The organism is Nocardioides sp., from assembly GCF_047606145.1.
Lineage (GTDB): Bacteria > Actinomycetota > Actinomycetes > Propionibacteriales > Nocardioidaceae > Nocardioides.
Genome location: NZ_JASGET010000008.1, coordinates 47,952 through 67,201 on the forward strand (window position 1 = coordinate 47,952; position 19,250 = coordinate 67,201).

General features: G+C 70.8%; 19 protein-coding genes and 3 tRNA genes. 10 read left to right on the forward strand and 12 right to left on the reverse strand.

The window, feature by feature from the left end:
* Window positions 1-8: 8 nt before the first annotated feature.
* The 3 genes from QM638_RS00765 to QM638_RS00775 all read right to left on the reverse strand — a co-directional run bounded on the left by QM638_RS00765 (window position 9) and on the right by QM638_RS00775 (window position 4,018).
* Window positions 9-1,208, reverse strand: a complete 1,200-nt coding sequence (locus QM638_RS00765) for an MFS transporter (RefSeq protein WP_415140016.1) — start codon at window positions 1,206-1,208, stop codon at window positions 9-11.
* The gene (locus tag QM638_RS00770; protein WP_415140017.1) at window positions 1,205-2,911 is read right to left on the reverse strand and encodes an AMP-binding protein; all 1,707 of its coding nucleotides are present in this window, start codon (window positions 2,909-2,911) and stop codon (window positions 1,205-1,207) included. The genes QM638_RS00765 and QM638_RS00770 overlap by 4 nt, the downstream gene beginning before the upstream one ends.
* A gap of 87 nt (window positions 2,912-2,998) precedes the next feature.
* Window positions 2,999-4,018, reverse strand: coding sequence for a zinc-dependent alcohol dehydrogenase family protein (locus QM638_RS00775; protein ID WP_415140018.1), 1,020 nt, complete (start codon window positions 4,016-4,018; stop codon window positions 2,999-3,001).
* 127 nt (window positions 4,019-4,145) lie between these two features.
* On the opposite strand from QM638_RS00775, the gene QM638_RS00780 reads away from it, so the two are divergent.
* Genes QM638_RS00780 through QM638_RS00800 form a run of 5 tightly spaced genes read left to right on the forward strand, consistent with a single transcriptional unit; the run spans window position 4,146 to window position 8,488 of the window.
* Window positions 4,146-5,672 (forward strand): UDP-N-acetylglucosamine 1-carboxyvinyltransferase, encoded by a 1,527-nt coding sequence (locus QM638_RS00780; protein WP_415140019.1) that lies wholly within the window; start codon window positions 4,146-4,148, stop codon window positions 5,670-5,672.
* A gap of 36 nt (window positions 5,673-5,708) precedes the next feature.
* On the forward strand, window positions 5,709-6,536 hold the full coding sequence (locus tag QM638_RS00785; RefSeq protein ID WP_415140020.1) for a glycerophosphodiester phosphodiesterase family protein: 828 nt from the start codon (window positions 5,709-5,711) through the stop codon (window positions 6,534-6,536).
* Window positions 6,533-7,906 (forward strand): MFS transporter, encoded by a 1,374-nt coding sequence (locus tag QM638_RS00790; protein ID WP_415140021.1) that lies wholly within the window; start codon window positions 6,533-6,535, stop codon window positions 7,904-7,906. The genes QM638_RS00785 and QM638_RS00790 overlap by 4 nt, the downstream gene beginning before the upstream one ends.
* A 32-nt stretch (window positions 7,907-7,938) precedes the next feature.
* Window positions 7,939-8,070: a hypothetical protein gene (locus QM638_RS00795; RefSeq protein ID WP_415140022.1), complete on the forward strand. Its 132-nt coding sequence runs from the start codon at window positions 7,939-7,941 to the stop codon at window positions 8,068-8,070.
* 31 nt (window positions 8,071-8,101) lie between these two features.
* Complete coding sequence (locus QM638_RS00800; protein ID WP_415140023.1) at window positions 8,102-8,488, forward strand: RNA polymerase-binding protein RbpA; 387 nt, start codon at window positions 8,102-8,104, stop codon at window positions 8,486-8,488.
* Window positions 8,489-8,556: 68 nt separating this feature from the next.
* On the opposite strand, the gene QM638_RS00805 is transcribed toward QM638_RS00800, so the two are convergent.
* From QM638_RS00805 to QM638_RS00830, 6 genes are all read right to left on the reverse strand, one after another.
* Complete coding sequence (locus QM638_RS00805; protein WP_415140024.1) at window positions 8,557-8,997, reverse strand: FxsA family protein; 441 nt, start codon at window positions 8,995-8,997, stop codon at window positions 8,557-8,559.
* Window positions 8,994-9,773 (reverse strand): polyprenol monophosphomannose synthase, encoded by a 780-nt coding sequence (locus QM638_RS00810; RefSeq protein WP_415140025.1) that lies wholly within the window; start codon window positions 9,771-9,773, stop codon window positions 8,994-8,996. The genes QM638_RS00805 and QM638_RS00810 overlap by 4 nt, the downstream gene beginning before the upstream one ends.
* 515 nt (window positions 9,774-10,288) lie before the next feature.
* A complete protein-coding gene (locus QM638_RS00815; protein WP_415140026.1) occupies window positions 10,289-11,386 on the reverse strand; it encodes a threonine aldolase family protein in 1,098 nt (365 codons plus the stop codon).
* A gap of 112 nt (window positions 11,387-11,498) precedes the next feature.
* A complete protein-coding gene (locus QM638_RS00820; RefSeq protein ID WP_415140027.1) occupies window positions 11,499-12,908 on the reverse strand; it encodes a DUF6421 family protein in 1,410 nt (469 codons plus the stop codon).
* Between the two features lie 118 nt (window positions 12,909-13,026).
* A complete protein-coding gene (locus tag QM638_RS00825; RefSeq protein ID WP_415140028.1) occupies window positions 13,027-13,797 on the reverse strand; it encodes a sulfite exporter TauE/SafE family protein in 771 nt (256 codons plus the stop codon).
* The gene (locus QM638_RS00830; protein WP_415140037.1) at window positions 13,794-14,237 is read right to left on the reverse strand and encodes an Lrp/AsnC family transcriptional regulator; all 444 of its coding nucleotides are present in this window, start codon (window positions 14,235-14,237) and stop codon (window positions 13,794-13,796) included. Before QM638_RS00830 ends, QM638_RS00825 begins: the two co-directional genes overlap by 4 nt.
* 142 nt (window positions 14,238-14,379) lie before the next feature.
* On the opposite strand from QM638_RS00830, the gene QM638_RS00835 reads away from it, so the two are divergent.
* Both QM638_RS00835 and QM638_RS00840 read left to right on the forward strand, forming a co-directional pair.
* The gene (locus QM638_RS00835) at window positions 14,380-15,291 is read left to right on the forward strand and encodes a 5'-3' exonuclease (RefSeq protein WP_415140038.1); all 912 of its coding nucleotides are present in this window, start codon (window positions 14,380-14,382) and stop codon (window positions 15,289-15,291) included.
* Between the two features lie 150 nt (window positions 15,292-15,441).
* Complete coding sequence (locus tag QM638_RS00840; protein WP_415140029.1) at window positions 15,442-15,876, forward strand: SsgA family sporulation/cell division regulator; 435 nt, start codon at window positions 15,442-15,444, stop codon at window positions 15,874-15,876.
* Between the two features lie 5 nt (window positions 15,877-15,881).
* On the opposite strand, the gene QM638_RS00845 is transcribed toward QM638_RS00840, so the two are convergent.
* On the reverse strand, window positions 15,882-16,700 hold the full coding sequence (locus QM638_RS00845) for an aminotransferase class IV (protein WP_415140030.1): 819 nt from the start codon (window positions 16,698-16,700) through the stop codon (window positions 15,882-15,884).
* A gap of 146 nt (window positions 16,701-16,846) precedes the next feature.
* Here QM638_RS00845 and QM638_RS00850 point away from each other — a divergent pair.
* From QM638_RS00850 to QM638_RS00860, 3 genes are all read left to right on the forward strand, one after another.
* A tRNA-Gly gene (locus QM638_RS00850) sits at window positions 16,847-16,919 on the forward strand.
* Between the two features lie 35 nt (window positions 16,920-16,954).
* Window positions 16,955-17,025 (forward strand) — tRNA-Cys (locus QM638_RS00855).
* 28 nt (window positions 17,026-17,053) lie between these two features.
* A tRNA-Val gene (locus tag QM638_RS00860) sits at window positions 17,054-17,125 on the forward strand.
* A 140-nt stretch (window positions 17,126-17,265) separates the two neighbouring features.
* Here QM638_RS00860 and QM638_RS00865 read toward each other — a convergent pair.
* Both QM638_RS00865 and QM638_RS00870 read right to left on the reverse strand, forming a co-directional pair.
* Window positions 17,266-18,072, reverse strand: a complete 807-nt coding sequence (locus tag QM638_RS00865) for a hypothetical protein (RefSeq protein ID WP_415140031.1) — start codon at window positions 18,070-18,072, stop codon at window positions 17,266-17,268.
* A 124-nt stretch (window positions 18,073-18,196) separates the two neighbouring features.
* A complete protein-coding gene (locus tag QM638_RS00870; RefSeq protein WP_415140032.1) occupies window positions 18,197-19,150 on the reverse strand; it encodes an alkaline phosphatase family protein in 954 nt (317 codons plus the stop codon).
* Window positions 19,151-19,250: the final 100 nt, after the last annotated feature.

Consider the following 19,250-nt stretch of genomic DNA (forward strand, 5'->3'; position numbering starts at 1 on the left):
ACCATCAACTATATCCGGTCATTCCCGGCCATTCCCGTTCGCTCCGCGCGCAGGCCGGGCAGTCCGGGCAGCACCGCGATGGCCGCCACCAGGTAGAGGCCCGCCGCCACGCCGGTGAACAGCGTCGGGTCGTCCGAGCCGAGTGCCCCGGCGAGGTAGGCCCCCGCTCCGGCCGCACTGATCTTCAGGCTCGCGCCGGTGGTGAAGATCTGGGTCCGCAGCCGCGCCGGCGCGCGCAGGTGGCGGACCTGGATCAACGCCGCCAGCTGCGGGCCGTCGCCCAGGCCGATCAGCGCCGCCGCGATCAGGGCGGCCGGACGGGTGGGCACGGTCATGACCAGCAGGCCCGCGGCGACCAGGACGGTGCCGGCCACGAACAGCGGCCCCGGCCGGCTGAGCAGGTCGAGGCGGTCCGCCGCTGCGGCCGCGGCCAGCGCGGCGGCGGCCATCAGGGCGAGCAGGATGGTGCCGTTCCCGGCACTGCCGAGGCGCTCCGCACCGAGCAGGGGTACGGCGACCGAGAGCATCCCGAAGCCCACGAAGCCGATGCACGAGGCGCTCGTCACGGCGCGAAGCGGTCGGTCGTGCCAGATCGTCCGGATCCCGTCGACCATGTCGCCGAGCGCGGAGGCCGCGGACCGGTCGCGGTCCGCGGTGGCCCGCCGGGTCGCCGCCCGCACGGCGCAGCAGGTGCCGAACCCGAGCAGCACCACCGTGACCACCACCGGCGTGCTCGCCCCGCCGAGCGCATAGGCCACCCCGGCGATGAGCGGTCCGATCAGGCTGGCCAGGCTGTAGGAGGCGGCGTCGAAGGCGGCGAGCCGGCGTCCGCGCTGGCGATCGGTGCTGGTCAGCATGCCCGACCAGCCGCCCGCCACCGCCGGACCGAGGAGTCCCGCGACCAGCGCCACCAGCGCGGCCAGGACGGTCAGCCCGGCGTGCAACGCCAGGGCGCAGCCGATCAATCCGACGCCGTAGAGGCCGAGCGCGATCGCCAGCCCGTGCCGGGAGCGGTCCAGGAGCACGCCGAGGAGCGGTCCGCCGATCGCCGCGGAGATGGTCAGCGAGCCGACCGCCGCCGCTCCGGCGCCGACCCGTCCGGTGGCGGCCAGGGCGAGCAGCAGGAGCGCCGTGCCCGACATCTCGTCGGCGGTGCGCGATCCCAGCGCACCGACCATCGCCCACCGCGGGTAGCGGTCCGCACTCACCCGCGCAGACCGAAGTCCTCGTCCCGGTACTCCCCCGGCGGCCGGTCGTCGACGGCCTCGACCTCACGCTGGCGCAGCTCCACCCGCCGGATCTTGCCGGAGATCGTCTTGGGCAGCTCGAAGAACTCCAGCCGGCGCACCCGCAGGTACGGCGGCAGCCGGTCCCGGGCGAAGGCGAGGATCGACTCCGCCGTCTGGGCGGTCGGCTCGTGCCCGGGCGCCAGGGCGACGTACGCCTTCGGCACGGCGAGCCGGACCGGATCGGGTGCCGGCACGATGGCCGCCTCGGCCACCGCGACGTGCTCGATCAGCACGCTCTCCAGCTCGAACGGGCTCACCTTGTAGTCACTGGCCTTGAAGACGTCGTCGGTGCGGCCGACGTAGGTGATGTAGCCGTCCTCGTCCCGGCCGGCCACGTCGCCGGTGTGGTAGAAGCCGCCCACCATCGCGTGTGCGTTGCGTGCCTCGTCGCCCTGGTAGCCGGTCATCAGGGTGAGCGGCCGACCGTCCGGGCCGGTCAGATCCAGGCAGATCTCCCCCTCCCCGACCCCGTCGACCAGCTCGCCGCTCTCCGGATCGACCAGCACCACCGGGACCCCGGGCAGCGGGCGGCCCATCGAGCCCGCCTTCACCGGCTCGCCGGGCGTGTTGGCCACCGACGCGGTGCACTCCGTCTGGCCGAAGCCGTCACGGATGGTCAGCCCCCAGTGCCGCTCGATCTGGGCGATCACCTCGGGGTTCAGCGGCTCGCCGGCGCCGATCGCCTCGCGCAGCCGGCTCGGCCTCTCGCCCAGGTCGGCGTTGATGAGCATCCGCCACACCGTGGGCGGCGCGCAGAACGTCGTGACGTGCTCGCGGCGCAGCTCGGCGAGCAGTCGGGCGGCGTCGAACCTGGCGTAGTTGAACACCAGCACCCGGGCCTCGGCCAGCCACGGGGCGAAGAAGTTCGACCAGGCGTGCTTCGCCCAGCCCGGCGAGGAGATGTTGAGATGCACGTCGCCGGGCTCCAGGCCCAGCCAGTACATCGTGGACAGGTGTCCCACCGGGTAGGACAGATGCGTGTGCTCGACCAGCTTGGGCCGGCTGGTGGTCCCCGAAGTGAAGTAGAGCAGCAGTCGGTCGGTGGAGGCGTTGCCCGGGTGCGGCACACTCACCTCGCCGAGATCGTAGGCGGCGCCGTGGTCCGACCAGCCCTCGGGCGCACCGCCGACGGCGAACCGCAGGTAGTCGCCCGGCACATCGTCGAACTTCGCGGCGTCGACGGCGTTGCAGATCACCGCCCGCGCCTCGCCACGCGCCAGTCGGTCGACCAGATCGGCCGTGCCGACGGCGGTGGTGGTCGGCATGATGACCGCGCCGAGCTTGATCACGGCGAGCATCGACTCCCACAGCTCGACCTGGTTGCCGAGCATGATCACCACACTGTCGCCCCGGCCGATCCCGGCCGCGCCCAACCGGGCCGCCACCTGGTCGGAGCGGCGCACCAGCTCGTCGAAGGTGTACGACGCCCGGCTGCCGTCCTCCTCGACGATCACCAGTCCCGGGTCATCGTTGCCGCGCGCGAAGGTGTCGAACCAGTCGTGGGCGAAGTTGAAGCTCTCCCCCACCTCGGGCCACCGGAATCGGGCCACCGCCTCGGCGTACGAGGTGCGGAGGGCGATCAGTTGGTCGCGCGCGGCGCGTAGCGCATCGGTGCCGGTCATGTGTCCATGACTACACCATCGTCACGCCATCGCGCTCGGCCGGCGCGGCGGTGGCCCGACAGGTCAGCCGGTCAGCCGGTCAACAGGTCAGTACGTCAGCTGGACCTTGATCGCGGTCCGCTCGTCCATCGCCCGGTAGCCGTCGGCCGCCCGCTCGACCGGAAGCGCCAGGTCGAGCACGCGTCCGGGGTCGATGCGGCCGGCGCGGACCAGGTCGAGCAGCGTCTCGACGTAACCACGCACCGGCGCCATCCCACCCTTGAGGCCCACGTTGGTGTCGAAGAGAAGCCGGATCGGCACCTCGACGCCGTGCGGCACACCGACGAACCCGACCGTCGCGCCGGCCCTGGCCACGTGCAGCGCGGTGCGCATCGCGGCGTCGTTGCCGACGCACTCCAAGACGTAGTCCGCACCGACGCCGCCGGTCAGCTCGGCCACCGCGGCCTCACCCTCGGCGCCACGGCTGGCCACGATGTCGGTGGCGCCGAACTCCCGTGCCAGCCGCTGCCGGTCGGCGTGCCGCGACATCGCGATCACCCGTTCGGCGCCCAGCTCCACGGCGGCGATGACCCCACACAGCCCGACCGCGCCGTCACCGACCACCACCGCCGTACCGCCGGGTCGCACGCCGGACATCACCGCCGCATGCCAGCCGGTGGCCATCACGTCGGTCAACGCGAGCAGGTCGGGGATCTCGTCCCTCGCCGGCGCGCCGCCGAGGGAGAACAGGGTCCCGTCGGCCTCGGCGACCCGGGCGTACTCGCCCTGCCCACTCGTCGTGGTGGCGTGGTTGACGCAGGCGGACTGATAGCCCGCCACGCACGCCGGGCAGGTGTTGTCACAGTGGTCGAACGGCACCAGCACGTGATCTCCGACGCGGAACGTGCGCACCGCGCTGCCGACCTCGACCACCTCGCCGAGGCACTCGTGCCCGATCGTCCGGGGCCGCTCGATCGGGCCGTTGTCGCCGCGGTAGCTCCACAGGTCGGAGCCGCAGATGCAGGCGGCGGTGACGCGGACGATCGCGTCGGTCGGCTCGGCGATCACCGGGTCGGGCACGTCGGTGTAGCGGATGTCCCGGACGCCGTGGATCGTGGTCGCGCGCATGGCATCATCCTGGCATCGCCGCACCCGCCGCCGATGACCGCCCGTCGTGACCCGGCCCGGGATGTGACGAGCGAAACGCCGACGCTGGACTTCGCGTTATCTCATATGTGAGTTACTGTCGGTATCCATGAGCGAGGGATACAAGGGCCGCATCGGCAACCTCATCCGTGACGCCCGCAAGCATCGGGGGCTCACCCAGACCCAGTTGGCGGACCGACTCGGCACCAGCCAGAGCGCGATCAACCGGATCGAGAAGGGCCAACAGAACCTCTCCCTGGAGATGATCGCCCGCATCGGCGCGGCGGTGGACTCCTCCATCGTCGACATCGGCGCCGGCCCGACCCACCTGCGGGTGACCGGGCCTACCACGCTGAGCGGCGAGATCGACGTCAAGACCTCCAAGAACGCCGGGGTGGCGTTGCTCTGCGCCTGTCTGCTCAACCGTGGTCGCACCACGCTCCGCAAGGTCGCCCGGATCGAGGAGGTCAACCGGCTGCTGGAGGTGCTCAGCTCGCTCGGCGTGCAGACCCGGTGGCTCAACGACGAGAACGACCTCGAGATCGTGCCGCCGAAGGAGCTGCGGCTCGACGCCGTGGACGAGGCCGCGGCTCGGCGTACCCGGTCGGTGATCATGTTCCTCGGCCCGCTGCTGCACCGCGCGGAGACCTTCGAGCTGCCGTACGCCGGCGGCTGCCAGCTCGGCACCCGCACCGTGGAGCCGCACATGTCGGCGCTGCGACCCTTCGGCCTGGAGGTCAAGGCGACCGAGGGCAGCTACCACGCCCGGGTCGATCCCGGGGTGACGCCCACCCGCGCGATCGTGCTCACCGAGCGCGGCGACACGGTCACCGAGAACGCCCTGATGGCGGCGGCGCTGCACCCGGGGACCACCGTGATCCGCAACGCGTCGTCGAACTACATGGTCCAGGACCTGTGCTTCTTCCTGCGCAAGCTCGGAGTCTCGGTCGACGGGATCGGGACCACCACGCTCACCGTCACCGGTACCGCGGAGATCGACGTCGACGTCGACTACGCGCCCTCCGAGGACCCGATCGAGGCCATGTCGCTGCTGGCGGCGGCGATCGTGACCGACTCCGAGATCACCATCCGGCGGGTGCCGATCGAGTTCCTCGAGATCGAGCTGGCCACGCTGGAGGAGATGGGGTTCAGCTACACCCGCTCCGAGGAGTACGTCGCCCGCAACGGCATGACCCGGCTGGTCGACCTGACCACTCATCACTCGGTGCTGCACGCTCCGCTGGACAAGATCCACCCGATGCCCTTCCCGGGTCTCAACATCGACAACCTGCCGTTCTTCGCGGTGATCGCGGCGGTGGCCACCGGTCAGACGCTGCTGCACGACTGGGTCTACGAGAACCGGGCCATCTATCTGACCGAGCTCTCCAAGCTCGGCGCCCAGGTGAAGCTGCTGGACCCGCACCGGGTGATGATCGAGGGACCGACCCACTTCTCCGGCGCCGAGATCGTCTGCCCGCCGGCGCTGCGGCCGGCGGTGGTCGTCCTGCTGGCGATGCTCGCCTCGAAGGGCACCTCGGTGCTGCGCTCGACGTACGTGATCGCGCGCGGCTACGAGGACCTGGCCGAGCGGCTCAACCAGCTCGGCGCCAACATCACGCCGTTCCGGGACATCTGAGCCGACCCGGACGGGACGTGCGGTTTACTGCTCGGTGTGAGCCAGACCTACCGCGGGCCGGTGCGCGCCTACGCCCATCGCGGTGGAGCCCACCACCCCGACATCGAGGGATACGAGAACACGCTCGCCGCCTTCCGGCATGCGGTCTCGCTGGGCTACACGCACCTGGAGACCGACGTCCACATCACCCGGGACGGCGTGCTGATCGCCTTCCACGACGAGGCACTTGATCGGGTCACCGACGCCCGCGGCCGGATCGGCGAGCTGACCTACGCCGAGGTCAGCGCGGCCCGGGTCGGCGGCAGGTATCCGGTGCCGCGGCTGGCCGAGCTCTTCGAGGAGTTCGGCGGCGTCACCTTCAACATCGATCTCAAGGCCGATGGTGCGGCCGCGGCGCTGGCCGACTTCCTGCTCGCCACCGGCACCGAGGACCGGGTCATCGTCGGATCCTTCTCCCGGCGCCGGCTCGCCGAGTTCCGCCGGCTCAGCGCCGGTCGCGTGCGGACCTCGGCCGATCCATTGGAGGTGCTGACCTGGCTGGTGGTGCCGCACCCGCGCCTGGCCGACGCGCTCACCCACGGCCGGGTGAGTGCGCTGCAGATCCCGCACCGGCGACGGCTCGGACCGCTCGCGCTCACCGTCGCCAGCGCCGCCCTGGTACGCCGCGCGCACGCGGCCGGCAAGGAGGTGCACGTGTGGACCGTCGACGACCCGGCCGAGATGCGCACGCTGCTCGACCGGGAGGTGGACGGTCTGATGACCGACCGCACCGACCTGCTCCGCGAGGTGCTGCGCGACCGGGGCCAGTGGGACCCGGTGGATCCGGTGGATCCGGTGGATCCGGTGGACGAGGACGACGCGTGACGGCCGCGGTCGGCGATCGCACCACGCTCCAGCGTCGCGCCGAACAGCGCTCCTGGAACTGGTACGACTGGGCCAACTCCGCCTACTACACCACCGTGCTCACCGTCCTCTTCGGGCCGTTCATGATCACCGTGGCCGGTCGTGCCGCCGGCTGCGGCGACTCCGCCGACGACACCTGCGCCAAGACCGTCGACCTGCTCGGTCTGCACCTGGCGGCCGGGTCGCTGCCGTCGTACCTGACCAGCTTCGCCACCATCGCCTCGGCCTTCGTGCTGCCCATCGTCGGCGCGATGGTGGACCGGTCCGGCCGCAAGCGGCTGCACATGGCCTGGTTCGCCTGGGCGGGGTCGTTCTTCGCCGCTCTGTTGTACTTCATGAGCGGCGACCACTGGCAGCTCGGCGCGTTCGCGGTGGTGGTCAGCAGCATCCTCGGCGGCTGCTCGCTCATCAGCTACTACGCGATCCTGGTCGACATCTCGACCGAGGACGAGCGCGACCGGGTCTCCGCCCGCGGCTGGGCGTTCGGCTACCTCGGCGGCGGCCTGCTGCTGTTGATCAACCTGGTGATGGTCCAGGGTCACGACGCCTTCGGGATCGACAAGGAGCTCGCCGTACGACTCTCGCTGCTCTCCGCCGCGCTGTGGTGGGCCGGCTTCACCGTGGTGTCCCTGCGCGGTCTGCGCGACCACCCGGCGCAGGCGGTCGAGGACGAGTCCGGTGGCCTGCTGCGGCGCTCCTTCGGACAGCTCTGGGCGACCCTGCGCGAGGTGCGCCGCTACCCGATGACGATGACGTTCCTGATCGCCTACCTGTTCTACAACGACGGCATCCAGACGGTCATCTACTCCGCCTCGATCTACGGCTCCAAGCAGCTGCACATCTCCGACTCGGTGCTGATCACCGCCATCTTGATGATCCAGTTCGTCGCGTTCGGCGGTGCGCTCGTCTTCGCCAGGTACGCCGGCCGGTACGGCGCCTATCGATGCCTGCTCTACGGCACGTTCGGCTGGATGGCGATCGTGGTCGCGGCGATGTTCCTGCCCGAGCGCAACGTCGCGCTCTTCCTGGTCGCCGGCGTCGCCATCGCGCTGGTGATGGGCGGCACCCAGGCCCTGTCCCGCTCCTTCTTCAGCCTGCTCATCCCGCGCGGCCGGGAGGGTGAGTACTTCGCGCTGTACGGCGCCGCCGAGCGTGGCACCTCGTGGTTCGGCACGCTGCTGTTCGGGATCGTCTTCCAGGTCACCGGCTCCTACCGGCCCGCGATCGTCTCGCTGATCGTCTTCTTCGTCCTGGGCGCGCTCTTCCTGCTCCGGCTGGACCCGCGTCGCGGGATCGCGCAGGCCGGCAACCGCCCGCCCGCGGTGCTGTGAGGAGGGCTGCGAAGAGGACTGCGAGGAGGGTCGTGAAGAGCGCTGTGACCGCCGGCACGGCCAGAGATTCCCGGAATCCCGCCGAGGTCTGTACCGTTGAACAGATCGAGCGGGTGGGCGTGAAGCACGTCATGGGGCGCCACGGCAGCCGTCTCATGGAATGAAACCCGGGGGAACAGCACTCAGGAGGTGCCAATGGCCGAGCGTACGTTGCGTGGCGCGCGACTGGGAGGACAGAGCTTCGAGGACGAGCGCGGCATCGAGTTCGCGGCCCGTCAGCAGGTCGGCTACCGGTGCCCGCAGGGCCACGAGTTCGAGATCACCATGTCCGACGAGGCCGAGGTGCCGGCGGTCTGGGAGTGCCCGCGCTGTGGCGCCGAGGCGTTGAACACCTCCGGTGCTCAGCCGGAGGAGAAGAACGAGAAGCCCGCCCGCACCCACTGGGACATGCTGTTGGAGCGGCGTTCGGAGAAGGAGCTCGAGGACATCCTCAAGGAGCGTCTCGACCTGCTCCGCGGCGGTGAGATCGGCCCGGCGCACCTGCACCGCAAGAGCCCGAAGCGGAGCAAGGCGACCGCCTGAGCCCGGCGCTCGGTCTGTCCGCCCGGCCCGCGCAGATGGTCGGGCGGCCGCGCGAGTCGAGAGCCGGCTCAGCTCCGGTCGACGACCTCGCCCTTGATGACGTCGTCCGGCGGCCGCGGCCCGCCGGTCAGGAAGCGGCGCGCCAGGATCGCGCCCAGCAGCCGACGGAAGAAGGGCCGGGTCACCGGCACCACCAGCAGGATGCCGAGGACGTCGCTGACGAACCCGGGGCTGATCATCAGCGCCCCGCCGAGCACCACCAGGGCGCCGTCGGCGAGCTCGCGGTGCGGCATCCGGCCCTCGCTGAGGGCGGTGCGCAACGTCGCCCACGCCCGGGCGCCCTCGTGCTTGATCAGCCAGCTCCCGAAGACTGCGTCGGCGAGCAGCAGGAGCACCGTCCACCCGGCCCCGATCACCTGACCGACCTGGATGAGCACGTAGATCTCCAGCAGCGGCACCACCAGGAAGGCGACCATCAGGGCCACCGACCACGGCGTACGGCGTCTCATCGGCCGAACCTCGCCCGGAGCTCCTCGCGGCGCTGGGCGAGCCCCCAGCGGGTGACCAGCCGCATCGACTCCGCGGCGATGGCACCGCTCATCTTCGAGGCGCCGCGGACCCGTTCGACGAACTGGATCGGCACCTCCCGGACCACCAGGCCGGCGCGCAGCGTCCGGGTGACCAGGTCGGTCTGGAAGACGTATCCGGTGGACTCCACCGAGGCGAGGTCGATCTTCTCCAGCGTCGTACGCCGGAAGACCCGGTAGCCGGCGGTGGCGTCGCGCACCGGGATGCCGAGCAGGATCCGGACGTAGAGGTTGCCACCGCGAGACAGCGCCTGACGGCGCAACGGCCAGTTGAGCACCGATCCCCCGGGCACCCAGCGTGAGCCGATCACCAGGTCGGCGGAGACTAGGGCGGTGAGCAGTCGGCCGAGCTCCTCGGGCTGGTGGGAGCCGTCGGCATCCATCTCCCCGATCACGTCATAGCCGCGCTCCAAGGCCCATCCGAAGCCATGCAGGTAGGCCGCACCGAGGCCGGCCTTCTCGGTGCGGTGCAGGACGTGGACCGCCGGATCGGCCGCCGCGAGCCCATTGGCCAGGTCGCCGGTGCCGTCCGGCGAGCCGTCGTCGACGATCAGCACCTCGACCTCCGGTTCGGCACGCCGCAGCCGTCCCACGATCCAGTCGAGGTTGGCCGCCTCGTTGTAGGTCGGGACGACCATCACGATCCGGCCCAGCTCGGTGCCGGGATCGGTCGTCGGGCCGGAGCTGGCCTGGGTCACAGTGGGTGCCTCACAGTCGCTGGTGGAAGCCCCAGCCTACGACGGCACCGGTGAGCCACGCGGATCGACGCCGACCGCTCACGAGGCCGTCGCGGCAGCTCCGTCACAGCACCGCGGGTCGTCGTCCGGCGGCAAAGGCGTGGGAGGGCCGGGAGGCTCTTCGGGCCGTCCCGGGCCACGGCTGGCTGCCGCGGACCGGTCGTTGTCTAAGGACCTCTGGGCCCTCCCACGTTGCCCTCGCGGGTAGCGCACCGGTCTCCGTAGGTTCACCTCGGACGAGTGCCTGGCTCGACACCCTCCGACCCGGACCCTCGGACGCCGGTTCGCCGACCGCGACCTTGCGTGGGCGAACCAGCCCAGCCTCCGTCCGCGCCCGCGCGGCCGTCAACCATCCGCTGACCTGCCGAAACGTGTGTTTACGCAGGTCAGCGCACAGGCATCCATCGAGAAAATTCTTCCAGAATTTCACGGGATATCGGCGTGTCGCCGCGACACGCCGAGCCAGGCCCGTCGGGTCAGGCGCCGACCCCGCCCAGCTCGTCGGTCAGGGCGGCCAGGAACGCGTCGATGTCGGCCTCGGTGGTGTCCCACGAGCACATCCAGCGCACGTCCCCGGCGGCCTCGTCCCAGAAGTAGAACCGGAACCTCTTCATCAGTCGCCGGCTCACCTCCTGATCCAGTCGGGCGAAGACGCCGTTGGCTTGGACCGGATGGAGCAGCTCGACACCGGGCAGCTCCTCGACGCCGGTCGCCAGCCGCTGCGCCATCGCGTTGGCATGGTCGGCCAGCTCCAGCCAGCGGTCACCCTCGAGCAGAGCCTCGAGCTGGGCGGAGATGAAGCGCATCTTGGAGGCGAGCTGCATCGAGAGCTTGCGGATGTGCTTGAGGTGGCGCACCCGGTCCGGGTTCAGGATCAGCACGGCCTCGGCGCCCATCGCGCCGGTCTTGGTGCCGCCGAAGGAGAGCACGTCCACCCCGGCGTCGGTGGTGAACTCCCGGACCGGTACGCCGAGCGCGGCGGTCGCGTTGGCGATCCGGGATCCGTCCATGTGCACGGACATGCCGAGGCTGTGGGCATGGTCGGCGATCGCCCGGATCTCGGCCGGGGTGTAGAGCGTGCCGAGCTCGGTGGACTGGGTGAGGGAGACGACCTGCGGCATGGCCCGATGCTCGTCGTCGAAGCCGTAGGCCTGCTGGTCGATGAGCGCCGGGGTGAGCTTGCCGTCGGGCGCGTCGACCTGGTGCAGCTTGGTATGACCGATCCGCTCGGGCGCGCCGCCCTCGTCCACGTTGATGTGCGCGGTCGCCGCGCAGATGACCGCTCCCCACCGATCGGTGAGCGCCTGGAGGCCGACCACGTTGGCCCCGGTGCCGTTGAAGACCGGGTAGGTCTCGGTGCGCTCGCCGAAGAGCGCCCGGATGCGCTCGGCGAGCCGCTCGGTGTAGGCGTCCTCCCCATAGGCCACCTGGTGGCCGCCGTTGGCGATGCTCAACGCGGCGAGCACCGCCGGGTGCACGCCGGCGTAGTTGTCGCTCGCGAAGCCGCGCACGGTCGCGTCGTGCGCCGCCGAGATGGTCGCCGACGAGTCGGGGGTCGGTGCTGCCTCAGCCACAGATGGGCTCCGTTTCAACGTCATCGTGCTCTCGTCGTGGTCGCGCGCGGGGCTACCCACACGATGCTATCCGTGCCGGCCTCGACGCCCGTCGCCCAGGCCGCCGTCGGGATCACGCCGCCTGCGCCGTGATCCCCTCGGTCGAAGCGATCACGTCCTTGACCTTCTTGCCGAGGGCCTCGAAGAACATGCTCAGCGGGAACTCGTCGGGATGGACGTCGTCGACCAGCTGCCGGGGCAGCTTGTCGAGGTCCAGGGCCTCGGCGCCCTTCGCCCACCTCGACGCCGGGTTCGGGGAGAGATAGGCCGAGACCAGGTCGTAGCCGGCCAACCAGTGCACCAGCTTCGGGCGGTCGATGCCGTCGCGGTAGAGGGCGCCTATCTCGTCGCACAGCCTGGTGGTGGTCTGCACCGCCAGGTCCCAGTCGATGCGCAGGGTGTTGTCGGTCCACCGGACGGCGTCGTGCTTGTGCAGGTAGGCGAAGAGCAGCTGCCCGCCGAGGCCGTCATAGTTGCGGACCCGCGACCCGGTCAGCGGGAAGCGGAACATCCGGTCGAAGAGGACCGCGATCTGGACGTCGCGGGCGGTCTGCAGCAGCTCGCGCGCGACGGTGCCCTGCTCGGCGTCCCTGGCCAGGTCGACCGCGGCACGGAAGGCGGTCAGGTCGCAGCGCAGCTCCTCCAGGCCGTACATCCAGAACGGCTGGCGCTGCTTGATCATGAACGGGTCGAACGGCAGGTCGCCGTGACTGTGGGTGCGATCGTGCACCATGTCCCAGAGCACGAAGGCGTCCTGGCAGCGCTGCTGGTCGGCGAGGAGGTCCCGCACCTCGTCGGGGAGGCCGATGCCGAGCAGGTCGACGACGCTGGTGGTCACCCGCCGGAAGCGGGCGGCCTCGCGATCGCAGAAGATCGCGCCCCAGCTGAACCGCGACGGCACCTCTCGTACCGCGACCGTCTCGGGGAAGAGCACCGCGGAGTTGGTGTCGTAGCCCGGGGTGAAGTCCTCGAAGGTGATGCCGCAGAAGAGCGGATTGTCATATCTCGTCGCCTCGAGCTCGGCGAGCCACGACGGCCAGACCATCCGGATGACCACCGCCTCGAAGTTGCGGTTCGGGTTGCCGTTCTGGGTGTACATCGGGAACACCACCAGATGCTGCCGCCCGTCGACCCGCTCGGCCGCCGGCTGGAAGGCGAGCAGGGAGTCCAGGAAGTCCGGCACGCCGCAGCCACCGGCCACCCAGGCATCGAGATCTCGGATGAGCGCGGCGTGGTAGTCGGCGTCGTGCACGAGCAACGGTGAGAGTCCGGCCACCGCGGCGGTGATCGTCGCGACCGTCGTCGCGACCTGCTGCTGAGGCGGGGCGTCGGCGGCGGCACGGTCGATCGACCCGTCGGCCGCCTGCCAGCCACGCAGCCGCTCCACGGCACCCTTCAACTCGACCCAGGCCGGGTGATCGATCACCCGCTCGCTCGTTCCGTCGGTCGCCGTGACCTCCGACTTCTCAAGAACCTTCGCCATATTTCACCTCACGCCGGACGAATTGTCGCCTCAAGCCTACCTAGGCGAGATGATCTGTGCCAGCGCCCGGGCCACGTGTCGCAGGTGAGGCAGCGTCGGCTCAGCCCCCGACCCCGGCTCAATAGGCGTCGAGGAAGAGGCTGACGGCGAGATAGAGGCCGGCCAGCGCGATGAGGGTGCGCAGCAGCAGTGGCGGGATGACCCGCACCAGAGCCGGCCCGACGTATCCACCGGCGACGCACCCGAGCCCGAGCAGGACCGCCGGCAGCCAGTGCACCGGCCCGACGAGTGCGAACCCGATCGCGGCGCCGCCGTTGGCGACACCGAGCAGGACGTTCTTCAACGCGTTGACCCGGACCAGTGCGTCGCCGGTGATCAGCGCGAGCACCGCGATCATCATCACGCCCGCCCCGGCGCCGAAGTAACCGCCGTACAGGCCGATGCCGACCAGCGCCGACCGCCAGGCCCAGCCGATCCGGACCGGTGCGGCGGCACTCGCCCGACGGCGGGTCAGTGCCGCCTGCAGGCGCGGCTGGACCAGCACCAGGACGGCGGAGAGGGCGATCAGGAACGGAACCGCCTTGGCGAAGCCACCCGAGGGCGTGGTGAGCAGCAGGACCGCGCCGATCACCCCGCCGAGCAGGGTCAGGCCGGCGTACGACCGCAACCGGTGACCCTGGCCGCGCAGCTCGGGGCGAGAGCCGATCACCGAACCGAGCGACGAGCCGACGAGCGCCACCGTGTTGGTCACGTTCGCGGCCACCGGCGACATGCCGGTGGCCAGCAGCGCCGGATAGGAGGAGAGCGAGGCGAGTCCGGCGACGCTGCCGCACACGCCCGCACCGATGCCGGCGGCGACCAGCCCGACCGCCTCGGCCCAGGTGGTCACTCCGCCGAGACCGGGCGGTTCTCGTAGTAGGTGGAGAGCGCGATGGTGGTGCGGGTGGAGACGTTGGCGACGTTGCGGATCCGACCGAGCAGCTCCTCGAGCGCCTCCGGCGTCGCGGTGCGGACCTTGAGCAGGTAGGACTCGTCGCCGGCCACCGACCAGCACGACTCGATCTCGGGCAGCCCCTTGACCCGCTCGGGACAGTCGTCGGGCTGGGACGGGTCGATCGGGCGGATCGCCACGAACGCCGTCAGTGGCAGCCCCATCGCGGCATGGTTCACGGTGGCGCCGTACCCCTTGATCAGACCGCGCTGCTCGAGTCGCTTGACCCGTTGGTGGACGGCAGAGGTGGAGAGCCCCGTCGCCTTGCCCAGGTCGGTGTAGGACATCCGGCCGTCCGCGGCCAGCAGCGACACGATCTTGCGATCGGTGCCCTCGATGTCGGAAGCGTTCACGCGGCACAGCGTAACGACCCGCACAGCCTCCCGCAGCGCTATCCGGATGGCGAAAGACTCACTCCCGCCGAGGCCGGCCTCGCCGGTGCCGGGGCCCACTAGGCTCGCCCGCGTGACTCCACGTCTGATGCTGCTCGACACCGCCTCGCTCTACTTCCGTGCCTTCTTCGGCGTCCCCGAGATCACCGCCGCGGACGGCACTCCGGTCAATGCCGTCCGTGGGCTGCTCGAGTTCATCGCCCGACTGGTCGAGGACTACTCCCCCAGTGACCTGGTGTGCTGCTGGGACAACGACTGGCGGCCGGCCTGGCGGGTGGATCTGATCGAGTCCTACAAGGCGCATCGGGTGGTCGAGCCGGGCGCCGGCGCGGCCCCCGACGTGGAGGAGGTGCCGGACCCGCTGGAGGCCCAGGTCCCGATCATCCGGGAGGTGCTCGCGGCGGCCGGGATCGCCGTGGTCGGGGTCGACCAGATGGAGGCCGACGACGTGATCGGCACCTTCGCCACCGGTGCCGGGATGCCGGTCGAGGTGGTCACCGGCGATCGTGATCTGTTCCAGCTGGTCGACGACGCGGCCGGGGTCCGGGTGCTCTACACCGCGCGCGGGGTCGGCAACCACGACCGGGTCGACGAGGCCTGGGTGCTCGCGCGGTACGGCGTCACCGCCGCTCAGTACGCCGACTACGCGACCCTGCGCGGCGACTCCTCCGACGGGCTGCCGGGCGTGCGCGGGGTCGGCGAGAAGACGGCGGCCAAGCTGCTCGCCAGCCACCACGACCTGGCCGGCGTGCTGGCCGCCGCGGCCGATCCGGCCAGCATCCTGACCGCCTCCACCCGGTCCAAGATCGAGGCGGCTCGGCGGTATCTGGCGGCGGCACCGGAGGTGGTCGCCGTCCGGCGAGACCTGCCGGTCGACCGGAGCGCGACGTCGCTGCCGACCGCGCCGGCCGATCCCGTCCGGCTCGCCGAACTGGCCGCGAGGTACAACCTCGAGGGGCCCGTGGCGCGGCTGCGGGCGGCTCTCGCCGGGCGCGGCTGAGCGCCTCCACCGGGCAGCTGGCGGGCAGTTGGCGGGCAGCTCGGCCAGTGCGCGCTGAAGTGACGCGGCACACCCGCCCGAACCGCGTCATGGGCTCCGCGGTCGCGCGTCTCTTCGATGAGACCGCAACCAAGGAGCCCGACGAACGACATGAAGGATTTCGGCCAGCACCCGACAGTCACCCAGGACGTGACCCTGTCCTGCCTCGATCCGTGGGGCCGCACCGTCGACGTGCCGACCACGCTGGGCTACCGCCAGCACGACCCGTATGCGGTGTCGCTGACCTTCCACGCCCCCAGCGGAGACGTCGAGTGGGTCGTCTCGCGCACCCTGCTGCTGCACGGCATGGCCGCGCCGACCGGCGAGGGTGACGTGCGGGTCGCACCGAGCATCGACGAGAACGGGCGCGCGGTCGCGGTCATCGACTTCCACTCCCCCGACGGCCGGCTGGTGGCCATCACCTCGTCCCGGATGGTGCAGGAGTTCCTGGCACGCACGTTCGCGGCGGTGCCGGTCGGCTCGGAGCACGAGTTCCTCGACCTGGACGCACTGGTCGCCGATCTGCTCGGCGCCATCACCGAGTGAGCGCCTCAGCCGGTCAGGCTCGGCTCGTGCCGCCGCCAGGCCCGGCGGGCCTCCACCGTGACGAGACCGTGCGGTAGGACGCGCTCGTCCCACCGCGTGATCGCCTGGACGTCACGCAGCGTCGAGACCAGGAAGGCCTCGCTGGCCCCGGCCGCCACCTCGGTCAGCGGCGCATCGACCTCGCGGCCGCCGTACCACTCCAGGACGAGGGCACGCGTGATGCCAGCCAGGCAGCCGCTGTCCAGGGTCGGCGTGCACAGCTCCCCGTCCAGCACGTAGAAGATGTTGCTGCCGGTGCCTTCGCACAGCTGACCCTGGGTGTTGCCGAGGATCGCCTCGGTCGCACCCCGCCGGCGAGCCTCGGCCAAGGCCAGCACGTTCTCGGCGTACGACGTCGTCTTGAGCCCGCGCAGCGCGCCGAACTCATTGCGCCGCCACGGCACCGTGACCACGCTCGTCGTGGTGGCGGTGGGGGCGACCGCCTCCGTGGCCACCACCATGGTCGGTGGCTGTGGACCGCGGGCGGAGCCGAACGGTCCCGCGCCACTGGTGAGGGTGATCCGCAGACGGGCGAGCGGGACCCGCTCGACCCCGAGCACCTCCGCGACGCCACGGCGCAGCGCCTGCTCGTCGGGAGTCGGCAGTCCGAGTCCGCGGGCAGATGCGGCGAGCCTGGCCAGGTGCCGGTCCAGCGCGAACGGATGACCGTCGACGACCTTCAGGGTCTCGAAGATCCCGTCGCCGACGATGACGCCGTGGTCGTTGACCGGGAAGACCGGTTCGGTCGGGTCGGTGAGCAGACGGCCATCGATCCAGGCGTGCATGGCTGGACTCTAGTCCGCGCGCATCGGCCGAGATCGACCCGCCGACCGCCGCGGACACGCCGGGCAACCCCGATTTGGCGGGCCGTGGTGGCTCCGCTACTGTTCTCTGCGTCGCCGCGGCGCGGGAAGCCGAGCCGGGGAGTCAAGCGGACGTAGCTCAGTTGGTAGAGCGCAACCTTGCCAAGGTTGAGGTCGCGAGTTCGAGCCTCGTCGTCCGCTCGGAGAGGTCTCCACCAGAAGCGTCAGGCCTCCACGGTGGGTTGGCCGAGAGGCGAGGCAACGGACTGCAAATCCGTGTACACGGGTTCAAATCCCGTACCCACCTCGAGCTCCACCACAACAGCATCATCCTCGGGCGATTGGCGCAGCGGTAGCGCGCTTCCTTGACACGGAAGAGGTCACTGGTTCAAACCCAGTATCGCCCACAGAAGCTCCACGGTCCTCTGACGCGAGGCTTCGCCGCGTCCTCCGCCCCATGGTGCGATCTGGAAGGACCGATCGCCGGGTTGCCGAGCTGCGCCGACGCGAGGTTGGCGGCCGCGATCCAACCCCAAGCGTGACGCCGTCAGTCCGCAGCGGGCAGCGCGTCCGGTTCCAGCGGCTGGTGGGGCTCGGTCGCCCGGGCATGCGCGCCCTCCTCGTCGGAGTGTGTGAGGGTCACGTAGCCGACCAGGGCCGCGAAGATCACCAGACCGGCCGCGGTGACCACACCCGTGCCCCAGCCGAGCCCGCCTGCCGACGACCTCGACGCCAGGAAGTCGGCAACGCTCGCGCCGAGTGGGCGGGTCAGCGCGTACGAGGCCCAGAAGCACCCGACGGCGGGGAGACCGGCGCGCCACAGCCCGAGCGGGAGCAGGATCGCGACCCCGAACAGCACGATCGACCAGCCGAACCCGAGGCCAGCGTCGATCGCGGCGGCGTCGCCTAGCGCGGTGCCGAGGCCGAAGGTCATCAGCACCGTGCCCCAGTAGAGGCGCTCACGCCGGCTGGTGACGATCGAGTGGACCGACAGGGTGCCCTCGCTGCGATACCACCAGGCCAGCAGCCCGCAGAGCAATGCGAAGTAGACGATGGCGTCGAACCAGTACGGCGTCCCGAGCGCGACGTGCGGCCCATCGGCGATCATCGTGCCGAAGACGGCGACCATCAACACGCTCACCCAGTACCGGACCGGGTGGTAGGTCTCCGCTCTCAGCTGCCACCACAGAGCGGCAAAGAACCCGCCGACGCCGACGATCCCGGCGATCGCGATGCTGTGGCTCCCCAGGAAGTCGGCTCCGGTCTCACCGATCCCGGTGGTGAGGAGCTTGGTGGCCCAGAAGACGACGAAGACCTCGGGGACCTTGGGTGAGACGAAGGCGCGTTGCTGCATGCGGACCACCCTGCCGTCCCGAACCTGCCGACAACCTGAGCGGACGCCGGTCCCGGCAGTGATGAGCCAGGACGCCTGGATGTCGATCTCCCGGTGGTAGCCGAGGCAGACCTGACCACCGGTGCTAGGACGAGAGGCCGAAGGCGGTGAGCAGCGACGGCGCGGTGCGCGAATTCCCCAGAGGTGCGAAGCCACCGACATCGGCGTACGCCCGGCCGAGGGCGTCATGGGTCAACGGCGTCTCGACGACCACGTGATCGAGGCTCGGGTGCGCGACCACCGTGAGGATGTGGTTGCCCTCGGTGCCGTCGTCCTCGTCGGCGGTGATCACGATGGCGAGCCGCCCGGACTTCCAGTCCGGACCGGTCATCATCTGGCCGACCTCCTGCTGGAGCCAGTCGTTCGCCACCGACAGCGGGCAGTCGTGGGCGTCGTTGCACATGTTCGGGATGACCATCCCGACGTCGGGGAGGGATCCGGTCCGGATGTCGTTGGCGAGCCGGTCGAGCGGTACGTCGTGCTGGGCACAGGTGTCGCGCTCGTCCACGAAGTACGCCCACGGGTTGTGCTTGACGGCGTAGCGGCCGTCGGGCTCGAGCTCGCAGGTGCCGTTCATGTCCTCGGCGTACAGCGCCGCGGTGCTCCCCACGGCCAGCGCTCTTCCGAAGATGCTCGGGCCGGAGACCGGGTGCGCGGACGGCGGGTCGTCGTCGGCAACGCCGAAGAGTGAGCCGCCGGCGATGGCGAGGTAGTTCGGCAGCGAGGGGTGCGTCAGCGCCCGGTAGTCCGCCGCATAACCGTACCGGTCGGCGAGCTGCGCGACCCAGGGCATCTGAGCGCGCATCTGGCCGAACGTCTTGTTCTCCACGATGAAGGTCACGAGCTTGTCCACCCGGCCGCTCCGCTGTCCCCTGGTCGAGGCGCCGCTGCCGGTGGGGGTGCGAGCGGTGGGCGTGGCGGGGATGGTGGCCGCGGGCCCCGAGATGGTCTCGGACGAGGTCGGCCCGTTGCTCGTGGAGCAGCCGGCGAGCAGTGCGCAGGCGGTGGCGGTGGCGGTGGCGGCGATGGTCTTGAGCATGGTTCCTCCGTGTGTCGCATCGATGGGTGGACGGACGGGCTGACGGCGAGAACGGCAGCGGTCCGATCCACGGCGCGGCGGGTCCCCGCACGGGGACCCG

Excerpts from the sequence above, each read along its gene's own strand:
- QM638_RS00770 (WP_415140017.1), bottom strand. The coding sequence starts at position 2,911 with ATGACCGGCACCGATGCGCTACGCGCCGCGCGCGACCAACTGATCGCC.
- QM638_RS00775 (WP_415140018.1), bottom strand. The coding sequence starts at position 4,018 with ATGCGCGCGACCACGATCCACGGCGTCCGGGACATCCGCTACACCGAC.
- QM638_RS00780 (WP_415140019.1), top strand. The coding sequence starts at position 4,146 with ATGAGCGAGGGATACAAGGGCCGCATCGGCAACCTCATCCGTGACGCC.
- QM638_RS00800 (WP_415140023.1), top strand. The coding sequence starts at position 8,102 with ATGGCCGAGCGTACGTTGCGTGGCGCGCGACTGGGAGGACAGAGCTTC.
- QM638_RS00805 (WP_415140024.1), bottom strand. The coding sequence starts at position 8,997 with ATGAGACGCCGTACGCCGTGGTCGGTGGCCCTGATGGTCGCCTTCCTG.
- QM638_RS00820 (WP_415140027.1), bottom strand. The coding sequence starts at position 12,908 with ATGGCGAAGGTTCTTGAGAAGTCGGAGGTCACGGCGACCGACGGAACG.
- QM638_RS00835 (WP_415140038.1), top strand. The coding sequence starts at position 14,380 with ATGCTGCTCGACACCGCCTCGCTCTACTTCCGTGCCTTCTTCGGCGTC.
- QM638_RS00840 (WP_415140029.1), top strand. The coding sequence starts at position 15,442 with ATGAAGGATTTCGGCCAGCACCCGACAGTCACCCAGGACGTGACCCTG.
- QM638_RS00845 (WP_415140030.1), bottom strand. The coding sequence starts at position 16,700 with ATGCACGCCTGGATCGATGGCCGTCTGCTCACCGACCCGACCGAACCG.
- QM638_RS00865 (WP_415140031.1), bottom strand. The coding sequence starts at position 18,072 with ATGCAGCAACGCGCCTTCGTCTCACCCAAGGTCCCCGAGGTCTTCGTC.
- QM638_RS00870 (WP_415140032.1), bottom strand. The coding sequence starts at position 19,150 with ATGCTCAAGACCATCGCCGCCACCGCCACCGCCACCGCCTGCGCACTG.